Consider the following 18,145-nt stretch of genomic DNA (forward strand, 5'->3'; position numbering starts at 1 on the left):
CGAACAAAAAGACCGGGAACACCCGCGCGAGGAGAACCGTCATGCCCCGACATCAGCACATTCTGGCCTGGCTCAACGATGTGGCCAGCGACCTGCACGCCACCCGCCAGGACATCCACGCCCACCCCGAACTCGGTTTTGAAGAAAACCGCACCTCGGCACTGGTGGCCAAATCCCTCGAAAGCTGGGGCTATGAAGTCCACACCGGCATTGGCAAAACCGGTGTGGTCGGCGTGCTGCGCCATGGCAGCAGCTCGCGCAAACTCGGCTTGCGCGCCGACATGGATGCGTTGCCGATCATCGAAAACACTGGCGTCGCCTACAGCAGCCAACACCAGGGCTGCATGCACGCCTGTGGCCATGACGGGCACACCGCAATGCTCCTCGGCGCCGCACGTTATCTGGCGGCGACCCGTCAGTTCGATGGCACCCTTACGCTGATTTTCCAACCGGCGGAAGAAGGTCAGGGCGGCGCCGAAGCGATGCTCGCTGATGGTCTGCTCGAACGTTTTCCGTGCGATGCATTGTTCGGCATGCACAACATGCCGGGGTTGCCTGCCGGGCATCTAGGCTTTCGCGAGGGGCCGATGATGGCGTCGCAGGATTTGCTCAACGTGGTCATCGAAGGCGTCGGTGGCCATGGCTCGATGCCGCACCTGACGGTCGATCCGCTGGTCGCTGCGTCGAGTGTGGTGATGGCATTGCAAACCGTGGTCGCGCGCAATATCGATGCGCAGCAAGCAGCGGTGGTCACCGTCGGCGCACTGCAAGCGGGGGAGGCCGCCAACGTCATTCCGCAGCAGGCGATCCTGCGCCTGAGCCTGCGCGCGCTGAATGCCGATGTGCGCGAGCAGACCCTCAACCGCGTGCGAAACATCATCGAAACCCAGGCGCAAAGCTTCGGCTGCACTTCAAAAATCGAACATCGCCCGGCCTACCCGGTGCTGGTCAATCACGCCGCTGAAACCGAGTTCGCCCGACAAGTCGGCGTCGAACTGGTCGGCGCCGACGCCGTCGACGGCAATACGCCAAAACTGATGGGCAGCGAAGACTTCGCCTGGATGCTTCAGCGCTGCCCCGGCGCTTACCTGTTCATCGGCAACGGCGTGTCGCGGCCGATGGTGCACAACCCCGCTTACGACTTTAACGACGACATCCTGCTGACTGGCGCCGCCTATTGGGGCGCGCTGACCGAGAGCTGGCTCAAGCCGGCCTGACTTCTTCACGTTTTGCTGCCGCTGAACCCCACGCGCACGAGCGCGCGGGTGATCACCCAACAGCTTTATGGAGAATTCCCCATGCAGGTTTCGAGCACTGGTGTTTCGCGTACCCGGCAAGTGGTCGCTGCGGTTATCGGCAACGCGCTGGAATGGTATGACTTCATCGTTTACGGCTTTCTGGCGAGCATCATTGCCCGGCAGTTCTTCCCCTCCGAAGATGGCTACGCCTCGCTGCTGATGGCGCTGGCGACCTTCGGTGTGGGTTTTTTCATGCGCCCGGTGGGCGGCATCCTGCTGGGTATGTATTCCGACCGCAAGGGGCGCAAAGCGGCGATGCAACTGATCATTCGGCTGATGACCGTGTCGATCGCGCTGATCGCGTTTGCGCCGAGCTACGCCGCCATCGGCATGGGCGCGCCGCTGTTGATCGTGGTTGCGCGGATGCTGCAAGGCTTCGCCACCGGCGGCGAATACGCCAGCGCCACGGCGTTTCTGGTGGAGAGCGCGCCAGCCCATCGCAAAGGCTTGTATGGGTCGTGGCAACTGGTCGGGCAATGCCTGGCGGTGTTTGCCGGCGCGGCGATGGTGGCGCTGGTCACCCATGTGTTTTCGCCCGAGGCGCTGGACACCTGGGGCTGGCGGATTCCGTTTGTGATCGGTCTGCTGATCGGTCCGGTCGGCTTGTGGATTCGCAAGCACATGGAAGAACCGGAAGAGTTTCTCGAAGCGCGCAAGAAAGCCAAAGGTGACGCGCCGGGCCTGTGGCAGGTGATCCGCGAACACCGTCGCAGCCTGTTGGTATCCATGGGCCTGGCCAGCGGTGCGACGGTGTCGTTTTACGTGGTGCTGGTGAACATGCCGACCTTCGCCCACACCAACCTCGGCTTGCCGCTGGATCAGGTGCTGCTGGTGCAGATGCTCGCGGTGGCGCTGATGACCGTGGTGATTCCGTTCTCCGGCGCGCTGTCGGATCGCCTCGGTCGTCGTCCAGTATTGATGGCGTTCACCCTGGCGTTTTTCGTGATGGTCTATCCGCTTTACGTGTGGGTCGCCGCAGCGCCATCGATCGAGCGCTTGCTGGTGATGCAACTGCTCCTGTGCAGTGCGATTGGCGGTTTCTTTGGCCCGGCGCCAACGGCACTGGCCGAGCAGTTCCCGATTGAAGTGCGCTCCACCGGCGTGTCCGTCGCCTACAACGTGGCGGTGATGGTGTTCGGCGGCTTCGCACCGCTGATTGTCACCTGGCTGAGCAAGGTGTTGAACACCCCGGTAGCGCCATCCTTCTATGTGTTGTTCGCTTGCCTGCTGACCTTGCTCGGTACTTACTGTCTGCACGAGGCGCCGCGCACGAAGAAATCCGTAGCGCTCAATCTGGGAGTCAAACCGTGAAACCGTTAGCGATTGATCCGCTTGTTGCCCTCGACGCCGAGGCGTTGTCGCGGGCGATTCATGCGCGGCAGGTGTCGTGCCGTGAAGTGATGCAGGCCTATCTGGCGCACATCGAACGCCTCAACCCACAGGTCAATGCGCTGGTGTCGTTGCGCGCTGAAGAAGACCTGCTGCGCGAAGCCGATGACTGCGACCGGCAACTCGATCGCGGCCAGTCGAAAGGCTGGATGCACGGCATGCCGCAAGCAATCAAAGATCTCGCGGCCACCGCCGGACTGCGCACGACCATGGGCTCGCCACTGTTCGCCGAGCAGGTGCCGCAACACGATGCGATCAGCGTGGCGCGGGTGCGTGATTGCGGCGCGATCATCATCGGCAAAACCAATGTGCCGGAATTCGGCCTCGGTTCGCAGACCTACAACAGCGTGTTTGGCACCACCACCAACGCCTACGACGCAAGCCTGATTGCCGGTGGCAGCAGCGGCGGGGCTGCGGTGGCGTTGGCCTTGCGCTTGTTGCCGGTGGCCGATGGCAGCGACATGATGGGCTCGCTGCGCAACCCGGCGGCCTTCAATAACGTCTTCGGTTTTCGCCCGTCGCAAGGCCGGGTGCCGCATGGGCCGATGCCGGAAGTGTTCGTCCAGCAACTGGCCACCGAAGGGCCGATGGGGCGTACGGTCACCGACGTTGCGCGATTGCTGTCGATTCAGGCCGGCTACGATCCGCGCGTGCCACTGTCGCTGAAAGATGCACCGGGCAACTTTGCCGAAGGCCTGCAACAGGATTTCACCGATGTGCGCATCGGCTGGCTCGGCGATTACAACGGCTATCTGCCGATGGACGATGGCGTATTGAGTCTGTGCGAATCGGCGCTGGCGGATTTCAGTACGCTGGGCTGTCAGGTCGAAGCCTGTCAGCCGGATTTCGCCATGGCACGGCTGTGGCAGACCTGGCTGACTCATCGGCATTTTCTGCTGCAGGGCAGCCTTGGCGCGGCCTACGCCGACCCGCATAAACGCCCGTTGCTCAAGCCGGAGGCGCAGTGGGAGGTCGAGGGCGGTTTGCGCCTTACCGCTGCCGATGTCTACCAGGCGTCGGTCGACCGCAGCGAGTGGTATCGCGCCCTGAGCGAGTTGTTCCAGCGTTACGATTTTCTGCTGTTGCCCACCGCGCAAGTGTTCCCTTTTGATGCACAGCAGCGGTGGCCGCGCGTCGTCGGCGGGCAGAGCATGGACACTTATCACCGCTGGATGGAGGTGGTCATCGGCCCGACTCTGGCCGGGTTGCCGAGCATCAGCGTGCCGGTCGGTTTCAACCCGGCCGGGCTGCCGATGGGCCTGCAAATCATCGGCCCGGCCCAGGCTGATCGGGCGGTGCTGCAACTGGCTTATGCCCACGAACAACTGACCCGTTGGGTCGAACGTTGCCCGCCGACATGCCTGCAATCAGCCTGAGCGGCCCGCATTTTGCTGCACAAAGTGCTCATCCATCTGCACGCAGGGAGATCGAACACATGGGCAGCAAAGCAGATACCGGCAGCGTGCGCTCGGTCGAACGGGCACTGGCCATCGTCGAATTGCTCGGCGAGCATCAGGCGCTGGGGCTGGAGGAATTGCACTACCTCACGGGTCTGCCGAAAGCCACGGTGTCGCGGATGCTCGCGACCTTGCAGGAGCAGGGCTGGATCTATCGCGGCCTCAGTGACCGCCGTTACCGCTTGTGCGCCAAGCGCCTGTTCGGCGATCGTCAGCAGCGCTTCAAGCGGCATCTGGTGGAGAGCGCAGCGCCAATGTTAGTGGAGTTGTGCGAGCGCACCGGGCTGGTCGCGGATCTGTCGTGTTTCGATGGCGAGCGGGTTGAAGTGATGGAAAGTGCGATCCCGCAGGTGCTGCGCAAACGTTATCCGAACAACTGCCAGATCGTCGGGCATCACGCCAGCCTGTTTCATTCGGCGATGGGCCGGGCGTGCCTCGGCGAGTTGGCCAGTGATGAGGTCGAGCGCCTGGCCGAGCGTGAGCAGTTGCGTGATGAAGGCGTGTTTCGTGTGACCGAGCAGGCGTTGCATCAGGGTTTTGGCCAGCGCACGGAAGGCTATTGGGAATACCCGGTGCGTTTGCCGTTTCTGATTCGCGCGGTGGCGTTGCCGATTCGTGCTGAAGGCAAGTTGGTGGGCAGCATGGCGCTGCACTGGCCGATGGATCAGGCGCCGGTGGAGCGGGTGTTGAGTCTGCATCTGAATAGTCTGGCGGCGACGATTGGCGATGTGCAGCAGGTATTGGCCTGACAGCCGAAAGATCGCAGCCTGTGGCAGCTCTTACAGGATCGGGTCCACCCCGTAGGAGCTGCAGCAGGCTGCGATCTTTTGATCTTGATGTTGCAATAACTTTGGGGGCGGTTAAGGTTCGTGCAGGTTTATCGGCCCCACGAGTGTTCAATGTTCAACCGCTCCCTCTGTGCAACCCTGTCCAGCCTGCTGCTCGCCGCTGTCGCGCTGCCGGTGCAGGCCAATTGGTACCTGGACGGCGAGTCGTCGCGGCTGTCGTTCGTCAGCACGAAAAACGCCAATGTTTCCGAAGTGCAGCGCTTTCTGGTGCTGCACGGCAAGGTCGACCCTAACGGTCGCGCCGAAGTTGAAGTCGAGCTGGACTCGATCAACAGCGGTATCCCGCTGCGCGATGAGCGCATGCGCAAGGAGCTGTTCCAGATCGAGCAATTCCCCGAAGCGACCATTACCACCCAGATTGATCTGCGCCCGATCAACGATCTGGCCCCCGGTGCGCAGCTGGAATTGCGCCTGCCACTGACCGTCAATCTGCACGGCAAACAACACGAATATCCCGCCGAACTGCTGGCGACGCGTCTCGATGATCGACGTTTTCAAGTGGTCACCCTCGAGCCGTTGGTGATCAACGCTGAAGATTTCGATCTGGTGCCGGGGCTGGAAAGCTTGCGCAAACTCGCCGATCTGTCGGCCATCAGTCTGTCGGTGCCGGTGGGTGCGGTGCTGATCTTCACGGCGCGCTGACATGCGCGGCGCGGTGTTTCCGTGGCGGGATGGCAACCGGTTCGAACTGTTGATCGACGGCCCGCAATTCTTTCCGCGCATGCTCGAGCAGATTGCTGGCGCTCAGGAGCAGATCGAACTCGAACTGTACCTGGTCGAGGCCGGCGCCTGTGCCGAAACCATCGTCCAGGCGTTGGTCCTGGCGGCTGAGCGTGGCGTGCGTGTGCGTTGTCTGTTCGATGATTACGGCAGCCTCGCCTTCACCCTCAATTTGCGTCAGCGCCTGACTCATGCCGGGGTCGAACTGCGTTTCTACAATCGGCTGAACTGGCGACGCTGGGTCGGCAACTTCTATCGGGATCACCGCAAATTGCTGCTGGTCGATCAATGTCTGGCGGTGGTCGGTGGCACCGGTGTCACCGATGAGTTCTGGACGCCGGGCCATGACAGCAGCGAATGGCACGAAGTGATGGTCGAGATCCGCGGCCCGTTGGTGATCGACTGGCAATTGCTGTTTGATCGCCAATGGATTGCCAACCGCTATCGCCGCGCCTGGCGCCCGGCCGCGCATTTCGGCTTGCCGCGATTACCGCGCGTACCGGACAAGGGCGAAGGCATGGGCCGTGTGGCGTATGCCGATGCCCGCCAGCATCGCGACATTCTGCAGTCGCTGTTCCGCGCCTTGAACAGTGGGCAAAAACGCATCTGGATGGCCACACCGTACTTCCTGCCAACGTGGAAAATCCGCCGATCCCTGCGCAAGGCGGCGGCGCGCGGTGTCGATGTGCGTTTGCTGTTGACCGGGCCGCGCACCGATCACCCGTCAGTGCGCTACGCCGGGCATCGCTACTACCCGCGATTGCTCAAGGCCGGGGTGCAGATCTTCGAGTACCAGCCGTGCTTTCTGCATTTGAAAATGGTGCTGGTCGACGATTGGGTGAGCATTGGTTCGTGCAACTTCGATCACTGGAACCTGCGCTTCAATCTGGAGGCGAATCTGGAGGCGCTGGATCCGTCGTTGACGGCAGCGGTGCAGGCGAGTTTCGTGAAGGACTTCGGGCTGAGTCAGCAGGTGAGCCTGGAGGAGTGGCAGCGCCGGCCGTTGTGGCGGCGGGTCAAGCAGAGGGTTTGGGGCTGGGTGGATCGCTTGGTCGTCAACATCCTCGACCGCCGCGGCTGACGCTAATTCCGAAAAACACATAAGCCCAATGTGGGAGCGAGCTTGCTCGCGAATGCGGCCTGACAGTCAACATCAATGTTGAATGTGATGGCCTCTTCGCGAGCAAGCTCGCTCCCACAGGGTTTTGCGGTGTTGTTGCGGTTACAGCAATTCAAAGCTCTGCTGCGTCACGTCCTGGGAATCCAGGCCGATCTGCACGTTGAACTTGCCAGGCTCTGCCGCGTACTTGAGCTGGGCGTTGTAGAACTTCAGGTCATCCTCGGTGATGGTGAAGTGCACGACTTTTTGTTCGCCGGCCTTGAGCATGATTTTCTGGAAGTTCTTCAGTTCCTTCACCGGGCGGATCATCGAGCCGGTGACGTCCTGGATGTACAACTGCACCACGGTTTCGCCGTCACGCTTGCCGGTGTTTTTCAGCATGACACTGGCGTCGAGCTTGCCGGTGGCGTTGAGGGTGGTCGACGACAGCGCCATGTCGCTCAGGGCGAATTGGGTGTAGCTCAGGCCATACCCGAACGGGAACAGCGGCCCGGTGGTGTCATCGAAATACTGCGAGGTGTAGTTGCCCGGTTTGCCCGGCGTGAACGGCCGGCCAATGCTCAGGTGATTGTAGTAGGTCGGGATCTGGCCCACGGAGCGCGGGAAAGTCACCGGCAGTTTGCCCGACGGGTTGTAGTCGCCGAACAGCACATCAGCAATGGCATTGCCGCCCTCGGTGCCGCTGAACCAGGTTTCCAGGATCGCGTCAGCCGACTGGTTCTCTTCGAGAATGGTCAGCGGGCGGCCGTTCATCAGCACCAATACCAGCGGTTTGCCGGTGGCTTTCAGGGCGCGGATCAGCTCGCGCTGGGTTTCCGGGATGTTCAGGTCGGTGCGGCTGGATGATTCGTGGGACATGCCACGGGATTCACCTACCGCTGCAACGATCACGTCAGCGTCCTTGGCAGCTTTCACTGCTTCGTCGATCAGCACGCTGGCCGGGCGCGGGTCATCGACCACTTCCGGCGCATCGAAGTTGAGGAAGTTCAGGTAATCCAGCACCTTCTTGTCGCTGGTGATGTTGGCGCCACGGGCGTAGATCAGGTTCGACTGGTTGCCGATCACCGAACTCATGCCATCGAACAGCGTCACCGATTGCGCAGGGCGCCCGGCGGCGGCCCAACTGCCCATCATGTCGATCGGTGCTTTGGCCAATGGGCCGACCAGTGCGACTTTTGCGTCTTTCTTCAGCGGCAGGGTTTCGTTCTGGTTCTTCAGCAGCACCAGACTGCGACGCGCGACTTCACGAGCCTCGGCGCGGTGCAGACGGCTCTCGGCGTAGGTGTCGGCCGGATCATCTTCAGCCTTGCCGATGCGCAGGTACGGATCCTTGAACAGGCCCATGTCGTACTTGGCGGCGAGCACTTCACGCACGGCGTTGTCGATGTCTTTCTGTTCGATCTCGCCAGATTTGAGCAGCCCCGGCAGCTCTTTGCCGTACAGGGTGTCGTTCATGCTCATGTCGATGCCGGCCTTGATCGCCAGCTTCGCCGCTTCACGACCGTCGCGGGCGACGCCGTGCTTGATCAGTTCGAAGATCGCGCCGTGGTCGCTGACCGCCAGGCCTTTGAAGCCCCAGTCGCGGCGCAGCAGATCGTTCATCAGCCAAGTGTTGGCGGTGGCCGGAATGCCGTTGATCGAGTTCAACGCGACCATCACACCACCGGCGCCAGCATCAATCGCGGCGCGGTACGGCGGCAGATAATCCTGATACATCTTCACCGGACTCATGTCGACGGTGTTGTAGTCACGGCCGCCCTCGACCGCGCCGTACAGGGCGAAGTGCTTGACGCTGGCCATGATGCTGTCGGCGGCGCTCGGGGTGGCACCCTGATAGGCGCGGACCATGACGCCGGCAATGCGCGAGGTCAGGTAGGTGTCTTCACCGAAACCTTCGGAGCTGCGGCCCCAGCGTGGGTCGCGGGAGATGTCGACCATCGGCGCGAAGGTGATGTCGAGGCTGTCGGCAGCAGCTTCCTTGGCGGCAACGCGCCCGGACTGGCCGATGGCGTCCATGTCCCAGCTCGAGGCGAGGGCCAGCGGAATCGGGAAAATCGTACGGTGACCGTGGATCACGTCGTACGCGAAAAACATCGGAATCTTCAAGCGGCTACGCATGGCCGCGTCCTGCATCGGACGGTTTTCCGGGCGAGTGATCGAGTTGAACGTGCCGCCGATGTTGCCGGCGGCGATTTCCTTGCGGATCAGCTCGCGGGGCATTTCCGGGCCGATGCTGATCAGGCGCAACTGGCCGATCTTTTCATCAAGGGTCATTTGGCTCATCAGATTCGTGATGAACGCGTCCTTGTTTTCCAGGGGTACCGGGGTCGTGGCGGCCAATACTTGATGACTGGCCAGGCTGACGAACAGACCCAGCAAACACAGCTTCTTCATGAATAGTTTTCTCAAGGGCCCAAGCGGCAATGCAACGCCGGCCAGCCAAAATTTAGGGAGCGACTATTGTTGTTCGGGTACAGGCTCAAAGAAACAGAGCCAAAAACGGCAGCCGACACTTGGCAGCCTGATCACGCAGGGCACTTTTTAGCCCATTGCCCCGTCGTAATCCAGCGACGCGGCCGATTATGCCCCAAGAGCCCGCTGAGAATGTTTCGCGCTCGGTTTTTATAATGATATGTGCCAAGGAGCATCACTGCGATGAATGTAAGCCCAACCAATCGCTCGCGTTTGCAGGTCGCCACACTGCTGGTGCTGGCCACGCTGTTGACCGCGTGCGGCATCAACAATATCCCGACCCTCGACGAACAGGCCAAAGCCGCATGGGGCCAGGTGCAGAACCAATACCAGCGCCGCGCCGACCTGATCCCCAATCTGGTGGAGACGGTGAAGGGTTACGCCAAGCACGAAGAGGAAACGCTCACGGCAGTGATCGAGGCACGGGCGAAAGCCACGTCGATCCAGGTCGATGCCAGCACTCTCGACAATCCCGAGAAGCTCAAGCAGTTCCAGCAGGCGCAGGATCAACTGACCGGCGCATTGAGCCGCTTGATGGTGGTCTCCGAGCGCTACCCGGATCTGAAAGCCAACCAGAACTTCCTCGCCCTGCAATCGCAACTCGAGGGCACGGAAAACCGCATTGCCGTGGCGCGCCGCGATTTCATTCTGGCGGTGCAGAAATACAACACCGAGATCCGCACCTTTCCCGGTCGCCTCTGGCACAGCGTGATGTACAGCGATCTGCCGATCCGCGAAACCTTCGAGGCCACCACGCCCGGCGCGGAAAAGGCCCCGGAAGTGAAATTCTGATTCGAGGTCGTCCATGCGTGTGTTGAAAATGGGCCTGGTGCTGATGCTGTGGCTGTTCGCCGTCAGCGCCCGGGCCGAGTTGACGTTCCCGGCGCTGAGCGGGCGGGTGGTGGACGAAGCGCAGATGCTCGAGCCGTCGGTGCGCACGCAACTGAGCCAGCAGTTGCAGGCCCACGAACAGGCGACCGGCGAGCAGTTGGTCGTGGTCACGCTGCCGGATCTGCAAGGTACGACCATCGAGGACTTTGGCGTTCAGCTCGGGCGTCATTGGGCGATTGGTCAAAAGGACAAGAACAACGGCGCGCTGCTGATCGTTGCCCGTGACGAGCGCAAACTGCGCATCGAAGTCGGTTATGGCCTCGAAGACCGGCTCACCGACGCGCAGTCTTCAGTGATCATCCATCAAGTCATCACGCCTGCATTCAAGAGCGGCAATTTCAGCAAAGGCATCAGCGATGGCGTCGCGGCCATGCTGGTGGTGCTCGGTGGTAATCCGCTGGATGAGCCATCAACGGTGTATGAGTCCAGTGGCGATCCGTCCGATGATTTCATCTCGCGGCATCCGGGATTGTTCGTGTTTTTGGTGATGTTGTTCATCCTGACGGTGTTTGTCTGCCAGATGCTCGGTATCCTGCCTGCCGGCCGGGGTGGCTCCGGAGGAGGGGGCGGCTTCGGCGGCTTCGGCGGTGGTGGCGGTTTTGGCGGCGGCGGTGGAGGCGGAGGCTTCAGCGGCGGCGGGGGCAGTTTCGGCGGCGGTGGTTCGTCCGGCGGCTGGTGATATCAGAAGAATAATGAGCAGGCACTTTTCAACATGGCACTACTGACCGAACACGAACAACGCAAAGTCGCCGAGGCGATCGCCCGGGTCGAGCGCGACACCGATGCCGAACTGGTGACGGTGCTCGCGGCGCGCGCCGATGACTACGCGTACATCCCGTTGTTGTGGGCCAGCCTGCTGGCGCTGATGGTGCCGGGCATCGTCCACTACCTGACCGGCTGGCTGACCCTGCGCAGTCTGCTGCTGGTGCAGTGGGGCGCGTTTATCGTGCTGTGCCTGCTGTTTCGTCTGCCGAAAATCACCACCCATCTGATTCCGCGTCGCGTACGGCACTGGCGCGCGTCGAACCTTGCGCGGCGGCAGTTTCTCGAGCAGAACCTGCACCACACTGTGGGCAGCACCGGCATGCTGATTTTTGTCTGCGAGGCTGAACGGTATGTGGAGATTCTGGTGGATGAGGGGATTTCCAAGCGGCTGGATAACAAGAGTTGGGATGCGATTGTGGCGGCGTTTACCGAGCAGGTCAGGCAGGGGCGCACGCTGGAGGGGTTTGTGACGTGTATTGAGGCGTGTGGGGAATTGCTGAAGGTGCATGTGCCGGTGACGCAGGTGAGGAATGAGTTGCCGAATCGGTTGATTGTGCTGGGGTAAGACCTGGATTATTCGTCGACGCAGAGATCCAGCCCCTCACCCCAGCCCTCTCCCAATGGGAGAGGGGGAAAGGGAGCAGATCGGGGGCCTTTCAAACTTGAGTTCGACTCGGTAGTTCAGGTCGGCGTAGCTCGTGAAAACACCTCGGTAAGTCCCCTCTACCTCTGGGAGTGTATGTACCGGAGACATGGTGGACAGGTGTTCGGAGACATGGTGGACACATTTTAATAGACACATTGCTCATCGCGAAGGAGATGGCCTGTGTCTTGGAAAGAGGTGTCCACTGTGCAGCTTCGTTCAGAATTCGTGCTGTTGGCTCGGCAAGAAGGGGCCAATGTTCGGCAGCTTTGCCGTCGATTCAATATCAGCCCAAGCACTGCCTACAAATGGCTCAGCAGGTTTGAAAACCTCGGTGCGCAAGGGTTGATCGATCAGTCTCGACGACCAAAGACGTCACCCAAACGCTGCGCTGAAGAGGTTGAGCAGCAGATTTTGACCCTGAGTCAGGAGTACGCCGCTTGGGGCGCTCGCAAGCTCAAGCGTGTGTTGGAAGACGACGGCAAAGTGATGCCCTCTGTCAGCACCGTGCATGCGGTTTTACAGCGTCATTCGCGCGTTGATCCAAAGGCTGCCGAGGTCAAACCGTTTATCCGGTTCGAGCATGAAGCACCCAATGATCTTTGGCAGATGGACTTCAAGGGGCATATCAGCCTGGCTCAGGGGCGTTGCCATCCGCTGACGATACTGGACGATCACTCGCGGTTCTCACTGTGCATCGCTGCGTGCGCCAATGAGCAGCGCCGAACCGTCCAGGAGCAACTAATACGGGCCTTTCGGCTCTATGGTCTGCCTCTGCGCATGACGATGGACAACGGTTCGCCATGGGGTGACCAGACCGGCGTTTATACCGCGCTGGAGGTCTGGCTGATGAGCCAGGGCATCAAGGTCGGCCACTCCCGACCTTATCACCCGCAAACCCAGGGAAAGCTGGAGCGCTTCCACCGCAGCCTGAAAAGGGAAGTCCTGCAAGGCCAACTCTTCATCGATCTGGACGATGCTCAACGGGCGTTTGATATCTGGCGTGAGATTTACAACCAGAAGCGTCCGCACCAAGCACTGGACATGCAGGTTCCCGCGACTCGCTACAGCAGCAGCCCACGGGAATATCAGGAGCAACCGGCGGCGCCGGAGTACGACGATGGGGATGTGGTCAGGAAGGTTCAGGTGAAGGGCGAGATCTACTGGGGCAACCGTGAATACACTGTCGGGAAGGCGTTTTACGGGAGGTCAGTGGCTATCCGGGAAACGACGGAGGACGGCATCCACGATGTCTACTGGAGTAGACATCGCATCGCCCAAATCGACTTGAACTTGCAGATCGTCACGGCAGGTAAGAAGATCTAAAACCGTCCACCATGTCTCCGAACATGTGTCCACCATGTCTCCGGTACATACAGGGAGAGGGCTAGGGTGAGGGCCGCTTTAACCAACCGTTCGGTAAATAAGAGCGTGTCCCCAACCCCCATCCCCCCTAAAATACCCGCCATTCCCGATTTCGCCCGTCCGAGGCCGCTTTTCCATGTCCGTTACTGCCCTTGCCACCAAACCCGCGCCCGATCACCACGCCCAATTCATCGAGCTGCTGCAAACCAGCCTCGAACAGAACGGCTTCATCAAACTGGTGCTGGCCAAGTACGTCGGTGACGAAGCGGATCTGCAGCGGGTCATTATCAAAGCGGTAACAGTCAAATCGCAGCCGAATCTGTCATTCGTCTATCGTTATAAAACCCGCGACATCACCAAAAACCTGCCGCTGAACGAAGGCGTGGCGACGATTGCCGCGCTACTGCCAGCCTCGTTCAAAAATGCCCATTTACTCGCGGTAACTGATGAAGCGCAGCTGGAATACAGCAAAAAGGGCAAGAGCTCGCTGTTCAAGAGCAAACCTCAGCAATTGCGCGAAGCTCCGTCCGCCGAGCACAACCGCGAGAAAAACCGCTTCCTTGAGCTGAGCCGACCGTTCCTCAAGGATCTGGGCGTGACCAACGCGCAGCATGAGCTGATCCCGGCAATGTCGCGCAAATGGAAGCAGATCAACAAGTTCATCGAAGTGTTCAGCCATGCCCTGACCTCGTCACCGCTAGCGCTTGACCAACCGGTTCGCGTGGCGGATTTCGGTTCGGGCAAGGGTTATTTGACGTTCGCGATTCACGATTACCTGCGCAACACGCTCAAGGCTGAGGGCGAGGTCACCGGCGTCGAGCTGCGCGAAGAAATGGTCAACCTGTGCAACGCCGCCGCAGCGAAGCTCGATCATCCGGGGCTGCTGTTCAAGTGCGGTGACGTGCGCAGCGTGGCACCGAGCGAACTGGACGTGATGATCGCCCTGCATGCCTGCGACATCGCCACTGACTATGCGATCCATACCGGCATCCGCTCGGGCGCGTCGATCATCATGTGCTCGCCGTGCTGCCACAAACAGATCCGCCTGCAGATCCAGAGCCCGGCGCTGCTCAAGCCGATGCTGCAATACGGTTTGCACCTCGGTCAGCAGGCGGAAATGGTCACTGACAGCCTGCGCGCTTTGTTCCTTGAGGCCTGTGGTTACGAGACCAAGGTGTTCGAGTTCATCTCGCTGGAACACACCAACAAGAACAAGATGATTCTCGCGGTGAAACGCGCCGAGCCGGTGGACACGGCGCAGTTGTTGGTGAAGATTGAAGAGTTGAAGGCCTTCTACAACATCAGCGAGCATTGCCTGGAAACCTTGCTGCGCGCCGACGGCTACCTGGCCTGACGCAAAACCCTGTGGGAGCGAGCTTGCTCGCGAAGGGGCCATAACAGCCAACATCAGCGTTGACTGTCAGTCCGCCTTCGCGAGCAAGCTCGCTCCCACATTTGATTTCACCGCAGTCTTGCGGCCGAGCATGACAGTGGCGATGACTCCACACGCAAACAGCCATGTAATCGGCTCGACATGTTCACCAAAAAACATCGCCGAGAACGCGATGGTGAAGAAGATCTGCAGCAACTGGATCTGACTGACCCGAGCAATGCCGCCCATGGCCAGCCCGGCATACCACGCGAAGAATCCAAGAAACTGCGAAAACAACGCGACATAGCCAAACGCCCACCAAGCCTTCGCCGACACGGCACCCTGATGTTGCAGCGCCAGATACAGCACCGGCCCGATCAACAGTGGCGTCGACAACACCAGCGCCCAGCAGATCACCTGCCAGCCGCCCATCTCCTTGGCCAACCGGCCACCTTCGGCATAGCCCAGACCACCGACGGCAATCGCGCCGAGCATCAACAGATCACCCGCCTGAATACTGCCGGCGCCGGTATACAACGCATAACCGAGCACCAACGTACTGCCCAGCGCCGCGCAGGCCCAGAAGGCTTTTGACGGGCGCTCATGGGACAACCACGCGGCATACAACGCCACGCACAGCGGTTGCAGGCCGTTGACCAGCGCACCGTGGGAGGCCGGCAAGGTTTGCATGGCCCACGCCGACAACACCGGAAAACCCAGAATCACCCCGGCGATCACCAGGCTCAGGCCTTTGAGTTGCAGCCTGGTCGGCCATTTCTCGCGGCGCCACAACAGCAGCAACGCCGCCGGAATCGCTGCGAACAACGCGCGGCCCAAACCGTTGAGCAGCGGGTGCAGTTCCTGCACCACGATGCGGGTGAAGGGCAGGGTGAGGCTGAAGATCACCACGCCGAGCAGGCCGAGGGCCATGCCGGTGTTTTCGCGCGAGGACATGATGGGAGACCAGATGTTGAGGTGGCTGGAAGGTGTCCTCATCTAGCCATAATCCGTGGAGTCCGGGCTGTTACAGCTAGGCACAGACTTAGGCGTACAGTTTGAGGGCCTCTTCGCGAGCAGGCTCGCTCCCACAGTTGATCGCATTCCAATGTGGGAGCGAGCCTGCTCGCGAAGAACGATGACACGGTCTGAGGTAGTAGCGGGTTGTTACCCGGAGCTCCAGATTAGGTCTACCTTGAACACTCCCAAGCATTCCCCCCAGAGGAGTCCTCCCCATGGCCGCGAAAAAGATCCTGATGCTGGTCGGCGATTACGTCGAAGATTACGAAGTGATGGTGCCGTTCCAGGCCCTGCAAATGGTTGGTCACACCGTCCACGCCGTGTGCCCGGACAAGGCAGCCGGTAAAACCGTGCGCACCGCGATCCATGATTTCGAAGGCGATCAGACCTACAGCGAAAAACCCGGTCACCTGTTTGCCCTCAACTTCGATTTCGCCAAGGTCAGCGAGGCCGATTACGACGCACTGCTGATCCCCGGTGGCCGTGCCCCGGAATACCTGCGCCTCAACGAAAAAGTCCTCGACCTGGTGCGTGCCTTCGACAAGGCCGGCAAACCGATTGCCGCCGTTTGTCACGGCGCGCAATTGCTGGCGGCGGCAGGCATTCTGGAAGGTCGCGAATGCAGCGCCTATCCGGCCTGCGCCCCGGAAGTGCGACTGGCGGGCGGTACGTACATCGACATCCCGGTGACGGACGGCCACGTTCAAGGCAATCTGGCCACGGCGCCGGCATGGCCGGCGCATCCGAACTGGCTGGCCGGGTTCCTCGGTTTGCTCGGCACCAAAATTACCCTGTAACGAGGATTCGCCGATGTGCGAGCTCTACGTCAAGGCCGATCCGATTCTCTACGAGTCACGCTCGCGCTCGCTGCGCATCTGCGGCGTGGTGACGACGTTGCGCCTGGAGAATCAGTTCTGGGACATCCTCAGCGAAATTGCCGAGGTCGACGGCATGACCACCAACCAGTTGATCGCCAAGCTGTATGAAGAGGTGATGGATTATCGCGGCGAGGTGGTGAATTTTGCCTCGTTCCTGCGGGTGAGTTGTACGCGCTATCTGAGTCAGCGGCGGGTGAATACGCCGGAGTTGTCGGTGGTGCGGGCGGTGGTGAAATAACCAGCACCGAGTTGCCTCATTCGCGAGCAGGCTCGCTCCCACTTTCGACCGCGTTCTCCAACAGGAATGCGCTCAAATGTGGGAGCGAGCCTGCTCGCGAAGGGGCCGGTACAGGCGACAGATATCCAGGACTGGTCTTTACTCTGAAGCGCGAAATCTCTCAATCGCCAAGGAGCAACGAGCATGTCCGGATGGTACGAAATCAGTAAAAGCAGCAACGGCCAGTTCAGGTTCGTGTTGAAAGCGGCGAATGCCGAAACGATTCTGACCAGCGAGCTGTACACCACTCGCGCAGCGGCCGACGGCGGCATCGCGGCGGTGCAGACCAACAGCCCGTTGGATGAGCGTTATGAGAAGAAGTCGACGAAGGACGGCCATCCATACTTCAACCTGAAAGCCGCCAATCATCAGGTCATCGGCAGCAGCGAGGCTTATTCATCGGAGGCGGCGTGTGATAAAGGCATTGCCAGCGTCAAGGCGAACGGACCGAGCAAAGTGATCAAGGACAAGACTTTGCCCGTCCTCTGACCTCACTTTCAAATCCAGCACAAATCCCCTGTGGGAGCGAGCCTGCTCGCGAAAGCGGTTTATCAGTCAACATCATCATCGACTGATGCACCGTCTTCGCGAGCAGGCCTGCATCAAACCTCGACCGGCACCGACAATTTCGGGCTGCCAAGCGCATGCGTCTTCGCATCAAAAAACTGCAACTCCACACCCGTCCCCTCAAACACCTGCGCGTAATGGCGCTTCTGATGCTGTACGAACGCCGCACTGCGCGGATAAATCGAGATCGCCACCGTCGCAGGTTTCGCCAAACGCAGCGCCCGAACAATGTGCGCATCCTGCTCGCCCAACGCATGACCGAAGATGCACAGACTGCCGCCATGCCCCAACAACTGCTCATAACAGAACGACAGATAATCCGAACTGCGAAGGGTCTTGAGCTTGTCCGCACTCGGCCCTTCGGTAACGAACAGCGGCACGTCATCCAGCGTCTTGATCGTGTTGTTGATCGCGAAACTGCCGAGCAACGTGCCTTCGGTCGAGGTCAGTTTGCGCGCCGTGCCGTCTTGGTTGCGCACCAGATGCAGACCGCCGTGCAGGTACAACAAGCGCGGTTTGTCGGTGGCGGTTTCGCTCAGATCGAAACTGGCATTCGGGCCGTTGAACAGATCGTCGATGGCCGCGCTGTTGTGTTGCAGTGCCCAATAGTTGAGTAAATCGTAATTGGTGGTGAACACCGTGCGATAGCGCGCCAGTTCTTCATTCAGCGTCGCCAGCGTCGAGGCTTTCATCAGTCGCCACGGAATATGCACCGCGTGCACGGTGTTGATCAGCGCCTCTTTGATCGCGTAGTAGCGGTTGCGCGGTGCCGCCGAGCTGACGGCCAGGGCCTTGTTGACCCGGCTGGTGGTTTTCAGCGCACCGAGCACCTGCTCGAAGCTGCGTGTTTGCAGCGCGTCGAACACTGCCAGTTCCGATGGGCTGAGCGGTTTTTCTTCGACGGTGCGGGCGTTTTCGAACAGCGAGTCGTAGCCGAAGTCGTCCCACACTGCACGGCTGGCGCCATTGCCCACCAGCAAACCGCTGAAATCGGTCGCGGCGCGCAGGGTGTTCCAGTCTTCAAGGCTGGCGTCGACATCGAGAAAATCGGTCATTGCGTAGGCGG

Annotated in this window: 17 protein-coding genes; 14 read left to right on the plus strand and 3 right to left on the minus strand. The window is 60.5% G+C overall.

What is annotated here, in order from left to right:
* Positions 1 to 41: 41 nt before the first annotated feature.
* From ACRRSD_RS21925 to ACRRSD_RS21950, 6 genes are all read left to right on the plus strand, one after another.
* Positions 42 to 1,217 carry a M20 aminoacylase family protein gene (locus ACRRSD_RS21925; protein WP_435035298.1) on the plus strand — a complete coding sequence of 392 codons (1,176 nt, stop codon included), beginning with the start codon at positions 42 to 44 and terminating at the stop codon, positions 1,215 to 1,217.
* Positions 1,218 to 1,298: 81 nt separating this feature from the next.
* Positions 1,299 to 2,609, plus strand: coding sequence for a citrate-proton symporter (locus tag ACRRSD_RS21930; protein ID WP_038358244.1), 1,311 nt, complete (start codon positions 1,299 to 1,301; stop codon positions 2,607 to 2,609).
* Entirely contained in the window at positions 2,606 to 4,063 is a 1,458-nt protein-coding gene (locus tag ACRRSD_RS21935; RefSeq protein ID WP_435035299.1) for an amidase, read from the plus strand. The genes ACRRSD_RS21930 and ACRRSD_RS21935 overlap by 4 nt, the downstream gene beginning before the upstream one ends.
* 59 nt (positions 4,064 to 4,122) lie before the next feature.
* Positions 4,123 to 4,893 carry an IclR family transcriptional regulator gene (locus ACRRSD_RS21940; protein WP_435035300.1) on the plus strand — a complete coding sequence of 257 codons (771 nt, stop codon included), beginning with the start codon at positions 4,123 to 4,125 and terminating at the stop codon, positions 4,891 to 4,893.
* Between the two features lie 150 nt (positions 4,894 to 5,043).
* Positions 5,044 to 5,634 (plus strand): YceI family protein, encoded by a 591-nt coding sequence (locus tag ACRRSD_RS21945; RefSeq protein ID WP_435035302.1) that lies wholly within the window; start codon positions 5,044 to 5,046, stop codon positions 5,632 to 5,634.
* Between the two features lies 1 nt (position 5,635).
* Positions 5,636 to 6,793 (plus strand): phospholipase D-like domain-containing protein, encoded by a 1,158-nt coding sequence (locus tag ACRRSD_RS21950; RefSeq protein ID WP_435035304.1) that lies wholly within the window; start codon positions 5,636 to 5,638, stop codon positions 6,791 to 6,793.
* Between the two features lie 141 nt (positions 6,794 to 6,934).
* On the opposite strand, the gene bglX is transcribed toward ACRRSD_RS21950, so the two are convergent.
* Positions 6,935 to 9,226 (minus strand): beta-glucosidase BglX, encoded by a 2,292-nt coding sequence (bglX, locus tag ACRRSD_RS21955; protein WP_435035305.1) that lies wholly within the window; start codon positions 9,224 to 9,226, stop codon positions 6,935 to 6,937.
* A 261-nt stretch (positions 9,227 to 9,487) separates the two neighbouring features.
* On the opposite strand from bglX, the gene ACRRSD_RS21960 reads away from it, so the two are divergent.
* The 5 genes from ACRRSD_RS21960 (at position 9,488) to ACRRSD_RS21980 (ending at position 14,322) form a co-directional block, all read left to right on the plus strand.
* Complete coding sequence (locus tag ACRRSD_RS21960) at positions 9,488 to 10,096, plus strand: LemA family protein (protein WP_093438567.1); 609 nt, start codon at positions 9,488 to 9,490, stop codon at positions 10,094 to 10,096.
* Positions 10,097 to 10,109: 13 nt separating this feature from the next.
* A complete protein-coding gene (locus ACRRSD_RS21965; protein ID WP_435035307.1) occupies positions 10,110 to 10,874 on the plus strand; it encodes a TPM domain-containing protein in 765 nt (254 codons plus the stop codon).
* A gap of 33 nt (positions 10,875 to 10,907) precedes the next feature.
* The gene (locus tag ACRRSD_RS21970) at positions 10,908 to 11,525 is read left to right on the plus strand and encodes a TPM domain-containing protein (RefSeq protein ID WP_150792583.1); all 618 of its coding nucleotides are present in this window, start codon (positions 10,908 to 10,910) and stop codon (positions 11,523 to 11,525) included.
* Between the two features lie 261 nt (positions 11,526 to 11,786).
* Positions 11,787 to 12,929 (plus strand): IS481 family transposase, encoded by a 1,143-nt coding sequence (locus ACRRSD_RS21975; RefSeq protein ID WP_435035308.1) that lies wholly within the window; start codon positions 11,787 to 11,789, stop codon positions 12,927 to 12,929.
* Between the two features lie 175 nt (positions 12,930 to 13,104).
* The gene (locus ACRRSD_RS21980; RefSeq protein WP_435035310.1) at positions 13,105 to 14,322 is read left to right on the plus strand and encodes a class I SAM-dependent methyltransferase; all 1,218 of its coding nucleotides are present in this window, start codon (positions 13,105 to 13,107) and stop codon (positions 14,320 to 14,322) included.
* A gap of 66 nt (positions 14,323 to 14,388) precedes the next feature.
* Here the strand turns inward: ACRRSD_RS21980 and ACRRSD_RS21985 are convergent, their stop codons facing one another.
* Positions 14,389 to 15,294, minus strand: coding sequence for a DMT family transporter (locus ACRRSD_RS21985; RefSeq protein ID WP_435035311.1), 906 nt, complete (start codon positions 15,292 to 15,294; stop codon positions 14,389 to 14,391).
* 278 nt (positions 15,295 to 15,572) lie between these two features.
* Between ACRRSD_RS21985 and ACRRSD_RS21990 the strand changes: the two genes are divergently transcribed.
* The 3 genes from ACRRSD_RS21990 to ACRRSD_RS22000 all read left to right on the plus strand — a co-directional run bounded on the left by ACRRSD_RS21990 (position 15,573) and on the right by ACRRSD_RS22000 (position 17,001).
* The gene (locus ACRRSD_RS21990) at positions 15,573 to 16,154 is read left to right on the plus strand and encodes a DJ-1/PfpI family protein (protein WP_007916312.1); all 582 of its coding nucleotides are present in this window, start codon (positions 15,573 to 15,575) and stop codon (positions 16,152 to 16,154) included.
* 13 nt (positions 16,155 to 16,167) lie between these two features.
* On the plus strand, positions 16,168 to 16,473 hold the full coding sequence (locus tag ACRRSD_RS21995; protein WP_435035312.1) for a ribbon-helix-helix domain-containing protein: 306 nt from the start codon (positions 16,168 to 16,170) through the stop codon (positions 16,471 to 16,473).
* Positions 16,474 to 16,656: 183 nt separating this feature from the next.
* Positions 16,657 to 17,001, plus strand: coding sequence for a YegP family protein (locus tag ACRRSD_RS22000; protein WP_435035313.1), 345 nt, complete (start codon positions 16,657 to 16,659; stop codon positions 16,999 to 17,001).
* Between the two features lie 113 nt (positions 17,002 to 17,114).
* Here the strand turns inward: ACRRSD_RS22000 and ACRRSD_RS22005 are convergent, their stop codons facing one another.
* Positions 17,115 to 18,134 carry a DUF4917 family protein gene (locus ACRRSD_RS22005; protein WP_435035314.1) on the minus strand — a complete coding sequence of 340 codons (1,020 nt, stop codon included), beginning with the start codon at positions 18,132 to 18,134 and terminating at the stop codon, positions 17,115 to 17,117.
* Positions 18,135 to 18,145 lie beyond the last annotated feature (11 nt).

This window comes from Pseudomonas neuropathica (assembly GCF_051174785.1).
Lineage (GTDB): Bacteria > Pseudomonadota > Gammaproteobacteria > Pseudomonadales > Pseudomonadaceae > Aquipseudomonas > Aquipseudomonas neuropathica_A.

Coding starts and splice junctions, on each gene's coding strand:
- ACRRSD_RS21925 (WP_435035298.1), top strand. CDS start 42: ATGCCCCGACATCAGCACATTCTGGCCTGGCTCAACGATGTGGCCAGC.
- ACRRSD_RS21930 (WP_038358244.1), top strand. CDS start 1,299: ATGCAGGTTTCGAGCACTGGTGTTTCGCGTACCCGGCAAGTGGTCGCT.
- ACRRSD_RS21940 (WP_435035300.1), top strand. CDS start 4,123: ATGGGCAGCAAAGCAGATACCGGCAGCGTGCGCTCGGTCGAACGGGCA.
- ACRRSD_RS21945 (WP_435035302.1), top strand. CDS start 5,044: ATGTTCAACCGCTCCCTCTGTGCAACCCTGTCCAGCCTGCTGCTCGCC.
- ACRRSD_RS21950 (WP_435035304.1), top strand. CDS start 5,636: ATGCGCGGCGCGGTGTTTCCGTGGCGGGATGGCAACCGGTTCGAACTG.
- bglX (WP_435035305.1), bottom strand. CDS start 9,226: ATGAAGAAGCTGTGTTTGCTGGGTCTGTTCGTCAGCCTGGCCAGTCAT.
- ACRRSD_RS21960 (WP_093438567.1), top strand. CDS start 9,488: ATGAATGTAAGCCCAACCAATCGCTCGCGTTTGCAGGTCGCCACACTG.
- ACRRSD_RS21965 (WP_435035307.1), top strand. CDS start 10,110: ATGCGTGTGTTGAAAATGGGCCTGGTGCTGATGCTGTGGCTGTTCGCC.
- ACRRSD_RS21970 (WP_150792583.1), top strand. CDS start 10,908: ATGGCACTACTGACCGAACACGAACAACGCAAAGTCGCCGAGGCGATC.
- ACRRSD_RS21980 (WP_435035310.1), top strand. CDS start 13,105: ATGTCCGTTACTGCCCTTGCCACCAAACCCGCGCCCGATCACCACGCC.
- ACRRSD_RS21985 (WP_435035311.1), bottom strand. CDS start 15,294: ATGTCCTCGCGCGAAAACACCGGCATGGCCCTCGGCCTGCTCGGCGTG.
- ACRRSD_RS21990 (WP_007916312.1), top strand. CDS start 15,573: ATGGCCGCGAAAAAGATCCTGATGCTGGTCGGCGATTACGTCGAAGAT.
- ACRRSD_RS21995 (WP_435035312.1), top strand. CDS start 16,168: ATGTGCGAGCTCTACGTCAAGGCCGATCCGATTCTCTACGAGTCACGC.
- ACRRSD_RS22000 (WP_435035313.1), top strand. CDS start 16,657: ATGTCCGGATGGTACGAAATCAGTAAAAGCAGCAACGGCCAGTTCAGG.
- ACRRSD_RS22005 (WP_435035314.1), bottom strand. CDS start 18,134: ATGACCGATTTTCTCGATGTCGACGCCAGCCTTGAAGACTGGAACACC.